This window comes from Stenotrophomonas maltophilia group sp. vghtpe118 (assembly GCF_052605195.1).
In genome coordinates this window covers 1,323,701-1,338,276 of the sequence record NZ_CP199672.1, presented here as the reverse complement: position 1 = coordinate 1,338,276, position 14,576 = coordinate 1,323,701, and the positions used below count along the sequence as shown (strand labels likewise).

The window sequence follows — 14,576 nt, the reverse complement described above, 5'->3', positions numbered from 1 at the left end:
GTCAGGTTGGCGCTTGAATTCAAGCTGAGCGCACCGCAAATTGACGGATATCGACCCCTTCCGAGCCGGATTTTCCCATGTTCACCCGTATTGCCCTGTTCCTGGCGACCAACCTCGCGGTCCTGATCCTGGCCGGCATCGTCATGTCGATCCTGGGCGTGGACGCGCGTTCGATGAGCGGCCTGCTGGTGATGGCCGGCATCTTCGGTTTCGGTGGCTCCTTCATCTCGCTGCTGCTGTCCAAGTGGATGGCCAAGCGCTCCACCGGTGCGGTGGTGATCACCGAGCCGCGCAACCAGACCGAGCGCTGGCTGCTGGCCACGGTCGAGCGCCAGGCCAAGGCCGCCGGCATCGGCATGCCGGAAGTGGCCGTCTATGACGGCCCGGAGATCAATGCCTTCGCCACCGGTGCCAACCGCAACAACGCGCTGGTGGCGGTGTCCACCGGCCTGCTGCACAACATGAGCGAAGACGAGGCCGAAGCGGTGCTGGGCCACGAGATCGCCCACGTCGCCAACGGTGACATGATTACCATGGCGCTGCTGCAGGGTGTGCTGAACACCTTCGTGATCGTGCTGGCCCGCGTGGTCGGCGGCATCATCGACAGCGCGCTGTCGGGCAACCGCGAAGGCGGCGGCCGTGGGTTCGCCTACTACATCATCGTGTTCGTGCTGGAGATGGTGTTCGGCCTGTTCGCCACGATGATCTCGATGTGGTTCTCGCGCCACCGCGAGTTCCGCGCCGATGCCGGCGGTGCCTCGCTGGCCGGTCGCCAGAAGATGATCGCCGCGCTGGAGCGCCTGCAGCTCAACCATGGCCAGAGCACGCTGCCGACCCAGATTGCCGCCTTCGGCATTTCCGGTTCGACGGCCAAGAAGCTGTTCATGAGCCACCCGCCGCTGGAAGAGCGCATCGCCGCGCTGCGGGCGTCGACGGTGGCGTAAGCTTCTGCTTTCAAGGTAGTGCAGGAACGCCTGGCCGCGCGCCGGGCGTTTTTGTTGGCGCGCCGACGCATCTGTGGCGCCGGGTACGACCCGGCGAGAGTCATTTCCGCGACCGCGGAGGGGTGTCACTTTCTTTGCTCCTGCAAAGAAAGTAACCAAAGAAACACGCCGCCGGGGCGCGAGCCGTCGCTACGCGCCGGTACCCTGCGCTTCTCGGCGAATCAGGGGACGGCGCCGAACTCGCTGCGCTCAGACATCGGCGCCTCTTTGCCCCTGATTCCCCTGCGATGCTCGGCTCGCTCAAGGCGGACTGGAAGGTCAAGATCAAGATCAAGAACAACAGCATCCCCCGTCGCGAAGATGTACTGGGTGCAGCTGTGGCATTTGACCTTGGGTCCGCCTTGAGCGAGCCGAGCACCGCAGGTCCGGCGAGGGCGAAGAGGTGCGGGTGTCTGAGCTCAGCGAGTTCCCGCACCGTCCCTCGGCGGGCCGAGGAGCGCAGGGCACCGGCGTGCGCAGCACGTCGGCTCGCGCCCTGGCGGAGCGTTTCTTTGGTTACTTTCTTTGCGCGCAAAGAAAGTGACACCCCCCGCGGTCGCGGAAACGAATCTCCGTGCGCACAAACGAAAACGGCACCCTCGCAGGCGCCGTCTCCATGAACCGCTTTACGCAAAACCTCAGAACTTCGCGTCGAACTCGGCGGCGTAGCCGGTGTTCACCAGCACCTTCTGCAGCGACTCGGCCACCTTCAGGTTGCCGGCCACGATCTGGTGGGTCTCCGGGCCACGGTTGTCCATGCGGCCCAGGGTCGCGCCCTTGAAGTCACAGACCTTGCCGCCCGCCTCGCGGACCAGCAGCAGGCCGGCGGCGATGTCCCACGCCTTCACACCGGCCTCGAAGTAGGCGTCGGCACGGCCGCAGGCCACGTAGGCCAGGTCCAGTGCCGCCGAACCGGTGCGGCGGATGTCCTCACCGTGCACCAGCAGGGCGTCGACCGCCTTCAGCTGGGCGCTGGCGCGGCTGCGCTCGCGCGGGGCGAAACCGGTGTGGATCATCGTGCCTTCCAGATCCTTGCGGTCGGCCACGCGGATGCGGCGGTCGTTCAGCACGGCGCCGGCACCCCGGCTGGCGGTGAACAGTTCATTGCGCAGCGGGTCGAAGATGACCGCGTCGGTCGGCTCGCCGTTCTCTACCAGCGCGATCGACACGCAGTAGTGCGGCACGCCACGCAGGTAGTTGCTGGTGCCGTCCAGCGGGTCGATGACCCACATCTGGCGGCGCTCGCCCTGCACGCCACCTTCTTCGCCGAAGATGCCGTAGTCCGGGTAAGCGCGCTTGAGTTCCTTGACGATGACCTTTTCCGCGTCCGCATCCACTTCGCTGGCGTAGTCCATCCGGCCCTTCTGCACCACGTTCAGTGCCTCGAGCTTGTTGATGTTGCGCAACAGGACGTTGCCGGCGAGGCGGGCGGCCTTGACCATGACGGTGACGGCGGGTTTCTGCATGGCGTGGGCTCCCGGAAAGGCAGAAGAGATGGACTGGCGGGGGAAAAGAGCGGGTCCGGCGCAGTGGCCGGCCGCACAGTTTACCATTGGTCATCGTCCAGCTCGACCTTTTCCCTGTTCATGTCCCAGTTTCCTGCCACCACCCGCCTCCGATTCGTCCTGGTCGGTACCCAGCACCCCGGCAACATGGGGGCCGCCGCCCGTGCCCTGAAGACCATGGGCCTGGCCCGCCTGGTGCTGGTCGCCCCCGAGAAACCGCTGGACGAGGAGGCCTTCCGCCGCTCTGCCGGTGCCGAAGATGTGCTGGGGGACGCCCCGGTGGTCGCCACCCTGGCCGAGGCCGTGGCCGATTGCCGCCTGGTGCTGGGCTGCACCGCGCGTGCCCGCCGCGTGCAGCTGGAGGAGTACCTGCCGGCCGATGCCGCCGCTCGTGCGGTGGCCAAGGCGGGCGAGGGCGCCGAGGTGGCGCTGGTGTTCGGCCGTGAGCGCACTGGCCTGACCAACGAAGAACTGCAGCTGTGCCACGCGGCGGTGCACATCCCGTCCGATCCGGCGTTCAGCTCGCTCAACCTGGCTGCCGCCGTGCAGGTGCTGGCCTATGAGACACGCATGCAGCTGCTGGGCGCGCAGCCGGCCGCGGACGCCGAGCCCGGTTTCCGCGAACAGGCAGCAAGCCATGAACAGATGGAGAGTTTCTTCGCCCAGCTTGGCGACACCCTGGACGAGATCGATTTCCACAAGGGCCGCGCGCCGGAATCGGCGATGCGCAAGCTGCGCCGGCTGTTCCTGCGCAGCGAGCCGAGCGAGCAGGAAGTGCGCCTGTTGCGCGGCATCCTTGCCGACACCCAGCGGATGGCGCGGCTGGCGCAGGCGGGCAACAAGGACAGCTGACGACGTTCTCATTTTTTCGGGTAGTCTGTCCGGATACCCAGGGGGGATGAAGCCTGTGTCGGGTCTGCGAAGGGCAGTGCAGAGGGGACTGCTGAGCCTGGTCATGATCCTGCTGGCCGGGACGGTGCATGCAGCACCGGACCGGGTGCTGGTGCTGGGCCGGATCAGCGATGATCCCAAGGCCCATTACGAGCAGCTGCAACCGTTGCTGGACTATGTAGTGGCACGCATGCACGACGTCGGCATCAAGGAAGGGCGGATCCTGATGGCACGCGACCCGCAGCAGATGGCCAGCTATCTGCGGCGGGGGCGGGTCGACTGGGTCACGGAAACGTCGGGTACGGCGGTGGCACTGGGCCAGCGCAGTGGCGCGCGGCCGCTGCTGCTGACCGAGCGCAATGGCGTGCGTGAGTACCAGACCGTGTTCTTCGTGCGTCGCGACAGTCCGATCCAGCGGATCCAGGACCTGCGCGGGCATCGCCTGGCGCTGCAGAACACGGCGTCCACCAGTGCCTACCTGGTGCCGGTGATGACGCTGCTGCAGGAGGGGCTGGCGCCGCAGATCCTGGCCGGTGTGTGGGACGTGCCGGGCCGGGACAGCGTGGGGTACGTGTTCGCACGTAGCGAGTTGAACATCGCCACGTTCGTGCACAAGGGCATGGTCGAAGTGGGGGCGGTGAGCAGCGTGGACTGGAATGACGAGCGACGGATGCCTGCAGCATTCCGGCGCGACTTCCGCGAACTGCTGCGCACCGAACCCTACCCACGGGCGGTGGAAATGGTTCGCGCCGACCTTGACCCGCGGGTGCGTGACCGGCTGCAGGACGTCCTGCTGCAGGCGGCCAGCGACCCGCAGGCACAGGGGGCGCTGCATCGGTTTTTCGGCACTTCCGGTTTCCACCGCGTCGATGCGCATGCGCAGCAGCGGCTGGATGAATTGAAACAAGGATTGACGCGCGTGCGGATGGAAGTGGAATGAAGTGGCTCGGCTCGGGAATGCAGGCCCGGTTCCTGCTGGCGATGGGCGGGGCGATGGTCGTGGTGGTGGCGATCCTGGCGGTGTTGCTGGGGCGGCAGGCGGCGATGCAGGGCGAGGTGCGCAACCTCAGTGGTGGCGTCATCCATGAACTGTTCGACCGCAGCGTGCGCAGCCGCGGCGAAGCAATGGCGCGCGAGCTGTCCGACGCGCTGGCCAACCCGTTGTACTACCGCGACCTGGACCAGGTCGGTGCGCTTGTGCGCAGCACCGCACGGCAACCGGTCGTGCGCTATGTGCTGGTGTTCGACGAACGCGGCCGGCTGGTGCATGACGGCTCGATAGAGGTGTCCGGCTTCGGCCAGCCGATGACCGACCCGCTGGCCCCCAAGGCCGCGGTGGCGCAGGCGCTGGTGGTGCAGGAATCGCCCAAGGTGCTCGACAACACCATGCCGATCATGGTCGGCAACCAGCGCATCGGCGGCGTCCGCGTCGGCATGGCGCTGGACGAGGTGCAGCAGCGCGAACAGGCCGCCAATGCCACGCTCGGCGAGCGCCTGCAGCAGGTCGGCAGCCGCCACCTGGGCTGGCTGCTGCTGATGCTGGGCCTGCTGGTGGTGATCGGCGTGGTGGTGATCCTGTACGTGCAGCGCACCCTGGTGGCGCCGATCCGGGACCTGGCCGCTGCGGCGCGCCGCATCGAGGCTGGCGACTACCAGGCGCCGCTGGCCGAGAACACCCGCGACGACGAAGTCGGCGAGCTGGTGCGCGGCTTCGCCCGCATGCGCGATGCCATCGCCCGCCATGACCGCGAGGTGCGGCGCATGGCCTATACCGATGCGCTGACCGGGCTGACCAACCGGCTGGCATTCCGGGAAGCGCTGGACCATCGCCTGATGGCCGCGCGCGCATCCAATCATCGGCTGGGCCTGCTGTTTGCCGATATCGACGACTTCAAGCGCGTCAACGACACCCTGGGCCATGAGGCCGGTGACGAAGCGCTGTTGCAGTTCGCGCAGCGCATCGGCAGTGCGGTTACCGAAGCCGGTGGCGATGAAGCGCTGCTGGCCCGCTTTGGCGGCGACGAGTTCGTGATCCTGGTCGGTGATGGCGACGTGGCGGCCAACGCACGGCTGCTGGCCGAAGTGCTGGTGCGCGAGCTGGGCAAGCCGCTGGTGGTGCAGGGCCGGGAACTGTTCCTGGGCACTTCGATCGGCGTGACCCTGTTCCCGGACGATGCCGCTGATGCGACCACGCTGCTGAAGAACGGCGACATCGCCATGTACCAGGCCAAGATGGCCGGCAAGAACTGCTACCGCTATTACAGCCGTGCGATGGACCACGCGGTCGAGCGCCGCGTGCACATGGAGCAGGAGCTGCGCGGGGCCTGGGAGCGCGGCGAGCTGCGCCTGGCCTACCAGCCTATCTTCCGCATGCGCGACCGGCGCATGGTCGGCGTGGAAGTGCTGCTGCGCTGGCAGCATCCGACCCTGGGAACGATTCCGCCGTCGGTGTTCATCGAAGTGGCCGAGCAGAGCGGGCTGATCGAGCTCATCGGCCCGAAGGTGCTGCGTGCGGCCTGCATGGAAGCCTCGCAGTGGCCACGCGGGGCGGGCGGCGATGATCTGTTCGTGTCGGTGAATGTGTCGCCGCGGCAGCTGCGCGGCGGTGAACTGCCGGCATTGGTCGCGCAGTGCCTGCATGAGTCCGGGCTGCCGGCGTCGCGCCTGCACCTGGAACTGACCGAAACCGCGGTGATCGGCGACGAAATGGTTGCCGCGCAGCTGCTGGACAAGCTGCACCGCACCGGCGTGAAGGTCTGGCTGGACGATTTCGGTACCGGCTTCTCCGGTCTCAGCCATCTTCGCCAGGTGCCGGTGGACGGCGTGAAGATCGACAAGAGCTTCGTGGCCGACATGCAGCGCGATCCCGACGATCTGGCGCTGACCACGGCGATCATCGCCATGGCCCACGCACTGGGCATCACCGTGGTGGCCGAGGGCATCGAGCAGCAGGCCCAGTTCGAACTGCTGGTGCAGCGCGGCTGCGATCTCGGCCAGGGCTACTGGCTGAGCCACCCGGTGACCGCCACCGAAGTGGTGCGGATGATCGAGTCGGGCCTCTGACCGACACAAACGGGGACGGAGGGGATTAAGTCGCTTATGCATTGCGACTTAATCCCCTCCGTCCCCTTTTTTACAGCGGGCGCTTGCTCGGGTCGCCGGGCAGTTCGCGCACCAGTTTCGGGATCAGATAACCGGACAGGCGTGCGGTCAGGCCGGCAATCAGTGCCTTGGCCTGGGCATCATCCACTTCGAAGTGGGCCACGCCTTCGACCCGGTCCAGCTGGTGCAGGTAGTAGGGCAGCACGCCCGCGGCGAAGCTGCGCTCGCTCAGGTCCTGCAGGGCCTGCACGCTGTCGTTGACCCCGCGCAGCAGTACCGCCTGGTTCAGCAGCTGGGCGCCGACGCCGCGCAGGCGGGCCATCGCCGCGTCCACGCTGGCGTCGAATTCGTTGGCGTGATTGGCGTGGACCACGATCGCCAGCGGCCATGGCAGGCTGCCCAGCCAGCACACCAGTTCATCGTCCACGCGTTCCGGCAGCACGATCGGCAGCCGGGTATGGATGCGCAGGCGGCGGATATGCGGAATCGCGCGCAGGGCGTCGGTCAGCTCGACCAGCTTGTGCGTGGCCAGTGACAACGGGTCACCGCCGGACAGAATCACCTCATCGATGTCCGGGTCGGCCGCGATGGCGGCTACGGCCTCCTGCCAGCCACCCTTGGCGGCGTTCTCCGCGGCATAGTCGAAGTGGCGGCGGAAGCAGTAGCGGCAGTTGATCGCGCAGCTGCCCGTGGCGACCAGCAGGGCGCGGCCACGGTACTTCTGGATGACGCCGGTGGCCTTCCTGGCGGCACCATCACCCACCGCATCGAAGCTGAACCCGGGCGCCGGGCGCATTTCCTCGTCGATCGGCAGCACCTGGCGCAGCAGCGGGTCGGCCGCATCGCCCACACGCATGCGGGCCACGAAGCCCTCGGGCACGCGCAGTGCGAACTGGTTCATGGCCGCCTCCGAGACACCCAGCGCCGCCGCGTCCAGCTGCAGCCGGGCCAGCAGGGCGTGCGGGTCGCGCAGCGCCTGGCGCCAGAGCTGCTGCCAGCGCGCGGGGGCGCCTGGCGACTGGGGCCGGGGGAAGGCGGAAAGCTGCATGGAGAGGGGGCCTGCGGTTATCATGGGGGCAGAAAAACAGTCGCCCACCGGCATTCGGTGGGCTTTCCATTCTAACGGCTCGCCGCACCCGCGGCGTTTCTGCCACTCAGGAGTTTACGCATGGCCAGCTACGGCATGAACGACGTCAAGAACGGGATGAAGATCCTGGTCAACAACCAACCGGCCGTCATCATCGACACCGAATACGTCAAGCCGGGCAAGGGCCAGGCCTTCACCCGCGTGAAGTACCGCCTGATCAAGGACGGGCGTACCCAGGAAGTGACCATGAAGTCGACCGACTCGCTGGATGCAGCCGACGTCGTCGATACCGACATGAACTTCATGTACAGCGACGGCGAATACTGGCACTTCATGGATCCGGAGTCCTTCGAGCAGGTCCAGGCCACCAAGGCTGGCATGGGCGGCGCCGAGAAGTGGCTGAAGGGCGAAGAGTCCTGCGTGGTCACCCTGTGGAATGGCGAGCCGATCTTCGTTCAGCCGCCGAACTTCGTCGAACTGAAGATCACCGAAACCGATCCGGGCGTCCGTGGCGACACCTCGGGCGGCGGCGGCAAGCCGGCCACCCTGGAAACCGGTGCCGTGGTGCGCGTGCCGCTGTTCGTCAACCAGGACGAAGTGATCCGTGTCGACACCCGTTCGGGCGAATACTCCGCACGCGTCAAATAAGGTTCCGGCCGCAGGCCGACCTTGCTGTAGAGCCGAGCCATGCTCGGATACGCGCCAGTGCATTCGCGCTGGCGCTCCCATGATCTGCTTCGGCAGATCATGGGCCGCGCTTCACGGGTCTCCAGACCCCGCCGCTTCGCGGCAGCCCCTGACTCAGGGGCGTGTTCCCCAGAAGTATCTCGCCGCCCCCAGCCAGTGAGCCCGCATGAGCGATAGCCCGCACCTCCCCGAAGCCTGCGACCTGCTCATCGAAGCCGGTCATGTCGTTCCGATCGAGCCGCATGCGGTGGTGCTGGAAGACCATGCCGTTGCCGTGCGTGGCAGCGAGATCGTGGCCATCCTGCCGCGTGCCGAGGCGCGCGCACGCTTCCGTGCCGCACAGGTGGTCAGCCGCCCCGAGTCGGCGCTGATGCCGGGCCTGGTCAACGCGCACACGCACAACCCGATGACCCTCCTGCGCGGCGTCGCCGACGACCTGCCGCTGATGACCTGGCTGCAGCAGCACATCTGGCCGGTGGAAGCGGCGGTGATCGGCCCCGAGTTCGTCGCCGACGGCACCACCCTGGCCATCGCCGAGATGCTGCGCGGCGGCACCACCTGTGCCAACGAGAACTACTTCTTCGGCGACGTGCAGGCTGCGGTCTACAAGAAGCACGGTTTCCGCGCACTGGTTGGCGCGGTCATCATCGATTTCCCCACCGCCTGGGCCAGGACCGACGACGAATACTTCGCCAAGGCCGGTGAACTGCATGATCAGTGGCGCACCGATCCGCTGATCGGCACCGCGTTCGCGCCGCATGCGCCGTACACGGTCAACGATGCCAACTTCGAGCGGGTGCGGATGCTGTCCGACCAGCTCGACATGCAGGTGCACCTGCATACCCACGAGACCGCGCAGGAGATCAACGATTCGATCAAGCTGCACGGCCAGCGCCCGCTGGCGCGGCTGGATCGGCTCGGCCTGGTCAACGACCGCCTGATCGCGGTGCACATGACCCAGCTGACCGATGCGGAAATCCACCTGTGCGCCGAACGCGGCGTCAGCGTGGTGCATTGCCCGGAATCGAACCTGAAGCTGGCCTCCGGTTTCTGCCCGGCCTGCGCCCTGCAGCGCGCCGGCGTGAACCTGGCGATCGGCACCGATGGCTGCGCCAGCAACAACGACCTGGACATGTTCAGCGAGAACCGTACCGCAGCGATCCTGGCCAAGGCCGTGGCCGATGATGCCACCGCGCTGGACGCGGCCACCACGCTGCGCGCAGCGACGCTGGGCGGCGCCCGTGCGCTGGGCTTTGCTGACCGCATCGGTTCGATCGAAGTCGGCAAGCAGGCCGACCTGGTCTGTGTCGACCTGTCGGCGCTGGAAACCCAGCCGCTGCACAACGTGCTGTCGCAGCTGGTGTATGCCACCGGCCGCCAGCAGGTCAGCGACGTCTGGATCGCCGGCAAGCCGAAGCTGGTGCAGCGCGAGCTGGTCGGCATGGACCTGCCGGGCATCATCGCCAACGCGCGCCAGTGGCGCGAGCGCATCCGTCATATCCGCGCCTGATCCCTGGCGCCGCAAGGACCCCTCATGACTGCCCCCCACGCTTCCTCCAATTTCGATCAGGCCGAGCTGGACAAGTTCGCCGCGCTGGCCAACCGCTGGTGGGACGCTGACGGCCCGCAGAAGCCGCTGCATGCGCTGAACCCGGTGCGCCTGAAGTACGTGGCCGACCGCGTACCGTTGCGTGGCGCGCGCGTGCTCGACATCGGCTGCGGTGGCGGGCTGCTGAGCGAAGCGCTGGCGCAGGCCGGCGCCGACGTCACCGCCATCGACCTGGCCCCGGAACTGGTGAAGGTCGCGCGCCTGCATGCGCTGGAAAGCGGCGCCAAGGTCGACTACCGCGTGCAGGCCGCCGAGGATCTGGCCGCCGAGCAGCCGGGAAGTTTCGACGTGGTCACCTGCATGGAAATGCTGGAGCACGTGCCAGACCCGGGCGCGATCATCGACGCCTGCAAGCGCCTGCTGAAGCCGGGCGGCCACCTGTTCCTGTCGACCATCAACCGCACCGCGGCCGCCTTCGCGGTGGCGATTGTCGGCGCCGAGTACGTGGCGCGGCTGCTGCCCAGGGGCACCCACCACTACCAGGAATTCATCAAGCCGGCCGAGCTGGCGCGCTGGCTGCGCGAGGCTGACCTGCAGCTGGTGGATGTCAGCGGCATGGCCTACGAGCCGTGGCGCAACCATGCCCGCCTGAGCAGCCGCACCGACATCAACTACCTGGCCTACGCGGTCAAGCCGGCATGACCTCCGCCCGCTTCCCGCGTGCGGTGCTGTTCGACCTGGATGGCACGTTGCTGGACAGCGCGCCGGACTTCGTCGCCACCTGCAATGCGATGCTGGCCGAGCGGGGCCGGGCAGCGATCGATCCGACGCAGCTGCGGCCGGTGGTCTCCAAGGGCTCGCGCGCGATGGTCGGGGCCGCTTTCCCGGACCTGGATGCCGCTGCGCGCGATGCATTGATCCCGGAATTCCTGCAGCGCTACGAAGCGCTGATCGGCCAGCACGCGGTGCTGTTCGACGGCGTGGCCGGCATGCTCGCCGCGCTGGATGAGGCCGGTACGGTATGGGGCATCGTCACCAACAAGCCGGAGTACCTGGCGCGCCTGATCCTGCCGCAGCAGGGTTGGCAGCAGCGCTGCGCGGTGCTGGTCGGCGGTGACAGCCTGGCCGAGCGCAAGCCGCACCCGCTTCCACTGCTGCACGCTGCGCAGGCCATTGGCATGGCCGCCGAAGACTGCGTGTACGTGGGTGATGACGAGCGCGACATCATCGCTGCACGTGCTGCCGCGATGCCGTCGGTGGCGGCGCTGTGGGGCTACCGCCTGCAAAGCGACGATCCGCTGGCCTGGCAGGCCGACGTGCTGGTCGAGAACGCTGAACTTCTGCAACTGGCCAGTCTCTGGCCGACCCGGCCGGCAGCCCCGGCCCAGCCGTAAGGAATCCCGTAGTGAGCAGTACCGCGCTGGACAGTTTCCTCGACAAGTGGCGCAGCCGTTGGCCGGAATGGTCGGTGGCCGCCCCGTTCGTGGCCGAACCGCAACGCGAGCTCGCAGTGGCGTGGTTTGCGCTGCTGCAGGAGTTCGACGACATGCTCAACACCAGCGGCGATCCGCTGCCCGCCGATGCCAAGCTGGCGTGGTGGGGCGAGGAGCTGCGCAGCTGGGCAGGGCATCGTTCGCGCCATCCGCTGGGCCGTCTGCTGGAGCCGGTGCGTGCGCCGTGGGTGCAACTGGCCGAAGCACTGCCGGACCTCGTTGAAGCGCGTACCGTTGCGCTGGATGCAGCCGGTGCCGAGCGTGCGCTGGTCAATTACGCCGACGCCGTGGCCGCAGTGGAAGCGGCCTTGTTTGCCGACAAGCCGCGCACCGGCGCCGGTCGTGCGGTGCAGCTGCAGACCCTGGCCCAGCGCCTGCAGGACGCCGGCGTGGCCGGTGTGCCGCGCAGCCTGTTGGATGAGGATTCCAGCACGGCCGCGCAGCGCTGGGCCCAGTACCTGTTGAAAGGATGGGGCAGCCGCGTGCCGGGCCCGCGCCCGCGGCGCGTGTGGTCGAGCCTGGCGCGCGCCCGCGTTGCCGCGCAGGCCGCAGGCAAGCCAATCGAAGCCACCCCGGTGCGCACGTTGCTGCGCGTGTGGTGGGCTGCCCGCGGTTGATCCAACTGTCTGGTAGTGCCGGCCGCTGGCCGGCAGCTCGGGCACTGCAGAATTCATGCGGTTGCCGGCCAGCGGCCGGCACTACCGTTATTTGCGTTCCAGCACCAGCAACGGGTCGATGCGGGTGTCGAACCAGTTCATGCCCCAGTGCAGGTGCGGGCCGGTGGCACGGCCGGTGGCGCCGACGGCAGCGATCACCTGGCCCTGCTCCACACGATCGCCAACTTTGACGTCGATGCGCGAAAGGTGCAGGAAGTTGGAGCTGACCCCGAAGCCGTGGTCGAGCAGCAGCGTGCCACCGGTCAGGTACAGGTCCGGACCGGCGAAGGTCACGATGCCGGCCGCCGGCGCCTTCACCGGGGTGCCGGTCGGCACCGCGATGTCCATGCCGGAGTGACCGGCCCCCGGCTGCCCGTTGTAGACGCGTGCATTGCCGAAGCGGCCGCTGATGCGGCCCTGTACCGGCCAGATGAAGGTCTGGGTGAAGTCGGTGCGGTCGTCATCGCGGGCACGTGCGGCGGTCACCTGCGCCTGTTCGCGCTTGATCCGCTCGGCGATCGCCGCCGGCGGATTGACCGTCTTCGGTGGCACCCCGTTGACCCGCTCGGTGGGCCAGTCGCGCGGCGTCACCGCAATGGTCGCGGTCTCGCTGCCACCATCGGGGCGTTGCACCTGTACGCGCAGCGGACCCTTCTCGTCGCGGCCGATGCCGAACACCACGCTGCCGTAGCCGCTCACCCGCAGCTGGCGGCCGGCGTACTGCACGCGACTGCCTGCGGGCACCTTGCCGATCACCAGCGCGCCCTGCGAGGCACTGGCCGGGAACACCACGCGTCTGTCGATCAGGCTGCCGATGCCATCCTGCGCGTTGGCCGAAGATGTGCAGAGCAGGGGCGCGGCCAGCAGCAGCGCCCCGATCATCAGTGCCGAACGCATCAGCGGTCGTAGGTCATGCGCTGGCCGGCGGGCTCACCCACCAGCTTGCTGCCGTCCCACACCAGCTGGCCGTTGACCCAGGTGGAGGCGATGCGCGAGCGGAAAGTGGTGCCTTCGAACGGCGACCAGCCGCACTTGGACAGCACGTCCTCGCGCTTGACGGTGAACGGCACGTCCTCCACCAGCACCAGGTCGGCAAAGTAGCCTTCGCGCAGGAAGCCGCGTTCTTCCACGTCGAACAGCTGCGCCGGCGCATGTGCGAATTTCTGCACCACCTGCTCGCGGGTCAGCTTGCCTTCGTGCACCCGCTCCAGCGCGGCCACCAGCGCGTACTGCACCAGCGGCAGGCCCGACGGCGCCTGCGCGTAGGGCTTCTGCTTCTCTTCCCAGGTGTGTGGCGCGTGGTCGGTGGCCAGCACGTCCAGCACGTCATCGGCCAAGGCAGCGGTGATTGCCTCGCGGTCGGACACTTCCTTGATCGCCGGGTTGCATTTGATCAGGTTGCCCTTGGTCGCGTAGTCCGGGCGCGCGAAGTGCAGGAAGTGCACGCAGGTTTCGGCGGTGATCTGCTTGCGGCTGCCATCGGCGCGGATCAGCGGGCCCTTCTCGAACAGCGCCAGCTCATCGGCGGTGGAGATGTGCAGTACGTGCAGGCGGGTGCCGTGCTTGCGTGCCAGCGACATTGCCAGGCGGGTCGACTTGATGCAGGCTTCGCGCGAACGGATGTCCGGGTGCATGTCCGGGGTCAGCGCATCGCCGTACTTTTCCTGGAAGGCCTTGAGGTTGGCATCGATCATCGGCGTGTCTTCGCAGTGCGTGATGATCGGGGTCGGGCATTCGCGGAAGATCGCGTCCAGCGTTTCCGGGTTGTCGACCAGCATGTTGCCGGTCGAAGCACCCATGAACACCTTCACGCCCGGGGCCTTCTTCGGGTCCAGGGCACGGATCGCGTCCAGGTTGTCATTGCTGGCACCGTGGTAGAAACCGTAGTTGGCCCAGGCGCGGCCGCGCGCGAGCTCGTACTTGGCTTCCAGGATGGTTGAATCCAGCGTCGGCGGGTTGGTGTTGGGCATGTCCATGAAGCTGGTCAGGCCACCGGCCACGGCGGCCGCCGATTCGCTGGCGATGTCGCCCTTGTGGGTCAGGCCCGGTTCGCGGAAGTGCACCTGGTCATCGATCATGCCGGGCAGCAGCCAGCGCCCGGCCGCGTCCACCACCTGCTCGCCGTCGCGCGGCGCGAGCCCGCTGCCGATCTGCGCGATGCGGCCGTTCTCGATGCGCAGGTCACCATCGAAGGTGCGGCCTTCGTTGACCATGCGGGCGTTGGTGATGAGGGTGGAGGACATGTCAGTGTTTTCCTGTGCAACGGCAAGAGGGGGCGTTGGGGGACTCGGGCACGGGATCGAAGCCGCCGGGATGGAACGGATGGCAGCGGCCCAGCCGGCGCGCAGCCAACCAGCTGCCGCGCAGCGGGCCGTGCCGCGAGATGGCGTCCATCGCGTATTCAGAACAGCTCGGCACGAAACGGCAGCGCGGCCCCAGCAGGGGGCTGATGAAGCGCTTGTAGAAGCGCAGCAGGGCAATGAGCAGGCGCGAGATCACCCAGTCATCTTATGCCAGTTGGCATGAAGGACGCATTTGTGCAGGATGGGGCGTTGGTCGCATGTCGCCGATGGCCTGCGACCGGTACCAGCACCGTCGGGTGCTGGCCAGGTTCCGTACCGCG

At 67.6% G+C, this 14,576-nt stretch carries 14 protein-coding genes; 9 read left to right on the top strand and 5 right to left on the bottom strand.

The annotated features are described in order from the left end of the window. Positions 1-77 precede the first annotated feature (77 nt). Positions 78-944, top strand: a complete 867-nt coding sequence (gene htpX / locus ACUDTM_RS06285) for a protease HtpX (RefSeq protein WP_049415827.1) — start codon at positions 78-80, stop codon at positions 942-944. 677 nt (positions 945-1,621) lie between these two features. Here htpX and ACUDTM_RS06280 read toward each other — a convergent pair. Then, positions 1,622-2,449: an inositol monophosphatase family protein gene (locus tag ACUDTM_RS06280; protein WP_005417749.1), complete on the bottom strand. Its 828-nt coding sequence runs from the start codon at positions 2,447-2,449 to the stop codon at positions 1,622-1,624. A gap of 120 nt (positions 2,450-2,569) precedes the next feature. On the opposite strand from ACUDTM_RS06280, the gene ACUDTM_RS06275 reads away from it, so the two are divergent. The 3 genes from ACUDTM_RS06275 to ACUDTM_RS06265 all read left to right on the top strand — a co-directional run bounded on the left by ACUDTM_RS06275 (position 2,570) and on the right by ACUDTM_RS06265 (position 6,442). After that, entirely contained in the window at positions 2,570-3,340 is a 771-nt protein-coding gene (locus tag ACUDTM_RS06275; protein ID WP_072168405.1) for an RNA methyltransferase, read from the top strand. 103 nt (positions 3,341-3,443) lie between these two features. Further along, positions 3,444-4,319 (top strand): phosphate/phosphite/phosphonate ABC transporter substrate-binding protein, encoded by an 876-nt coding sequence (locus ACUDTM_RS06270; protein WP_227836954.1) that lies wholly within the window; start codon positions 3,444-3,446, stop codon positions 4,317-4,319. Further along, positions 4,316-6,442, top strand: a complete 2,127-nt coding sequence (locus ACUDTM_RS06265; RefSeq protein ID WP_005417742.1) for a putative bifunctional diguanylate cyclase/phosphodiesterase — start codon at positions 4,316-4,318, stop codon at positions 6,440-6,442. Before ACUDTM_RS06270 ends, ACUDTM_RS06265 begins: the two co-directional genes overlap by 4 nt. 70 nt (positions 6,443-6,512) lie before the next feature. Here the strand turns inward: ACUDTM_RS06265 and epmB are convergent, their stop codons facing one another. Continuing rightward, complete coding sequence (gene epmB / locus ACUDTM_RS06260; RefSeq protein ID WP_353080620.1) at positions 6,513-7,553, bottom strand: EF-P beta-lysylation protein EpmB; 1,041 nt, start codon at positions 7,551-7,553, stop codon at positions 6,513-6,515. 96 nt (positions 7,554-7,649) lie between these two features. Between epmB and efp the strand changes: the two genes are divergently transcribed. The 5 genes from efp to ACUDTM_RS06235 all read left to right on the top strand — a co-directional run bounded on the left by efp (position 7,650) and on the right by ACUDTM_RS06235 (position 11,914). Next, positions 7,650-8,216, top strand: coding sequence for an elongation factor P (gene efp / locus ACUDTM_RS06255; protein WP_005410381.1), 567 nt, complete (start codon positions 7,650-7,652; stop codon positions 8,214-8,216). Between the two features lie 205 nt (positions 8,217-8,421). Further along, on the top strand, positions 8,422-9,765 hold the full coding sequence (locus ACUDTM_RS06250) for a TRZ/ATZ family hydrolase (protein WP_053500540.1): 1,344 nt from the start codon (positions 8,422-8,424) through the stop codon (positions 9,763-9,765). 24 nt (positions 9,766-9,789) lie between these two features. Continuing rightward, positions 9,790-10,506 carry a bifunctional 2-polyprenyl-6-hydroxyphenol methylase/3-demethylubiquinol 3-O-methyltransferase UbiG gene (gene ubiG, locus ACUDTM_RS06245; RefSeq protein WP_049412667.1) on the top strand — a complete coding sequence of 239 codons (717 nt, stop codon included), beginning with the start codon at positions 9,790-9,792 and terminating at the stop codon, positions 10,504-10,506. Beyond that, on the top strand, positions 10,503-11,198 hold the full coding sequence (locus ACUDTM_RS06240) for a phosphoglycolate phosphatase (RefSeq protein ID WP_445391214.1): 696 nt from the start codon (positions 10,503-10,505) through the stop codon (positions 11,196-11,198). Before ubiG ends, ACUDTM_RS06240 begins: the two co-directional genes overlap by 4 nt. An 11-nt stretch (positions 11,199-11,209) precedes the next feature. Further along, a complete protein-coding gene (locus tag ACUDTM_RS06235; RefSeq protein WP_072168401.1) occupies positions 11,210-11,914 on the top strand; it encodes a squalene/phytoene synthase family protein in 705 nt (234 codons plus the stop codon). Positions 11,915-12,001: 87 nt separating this feature from the next. On the opposite strand, the gene ACUDTM_RS06230 is transcribed toward ACUDTM_RS06235, so the two are convergent. The 3 genes from ACUDTM_RS06230 to yidD are packed head-to-tail and all read right to left on the bottom strand — an operon-like array spanning position 12,002 to position 14,452. Continuing rightward, complete coding sequence (locus tag ACUDTM_RS06230) at positions 12,002-12,850, bottom strand: M23 family metallopeptidase (RefSeq protein ID WP_353080619.1); 849 nt, start codon at positions 12,848-12,850, stop codon at positions 12,002-12,004. Then, positions 12,850-14,196 carry a dihydroorotase gene (locus ACUDTM_RS06225; protein ID WP_061478048.1) on the bottom strand — a complete coding sequence of 449 codons (1,347 nt, stop codon included), beginning with the start codon at positions 14,194-14,196 and terminating at the stop codon, positions 12,850-12,852. Before ACUDTM_RS06225 ends, ACUDTM_RS06230 begins: the two co-directional genes overlap by 1 nt. Before the next feature lies 1 nt (position 14,197). Beyond that, entirely contained in the window at positions 14,198-14,452 is a 255-nt protein-coding gene (gene yidD, locus ACUDTM_RS06220) for a membrane protein insertion efficiency factor YidD (protein ID WP_014037867.1), read from the bottom strand. Positions 14,453-14,576 lie beyond the last annotated feature (124 nt).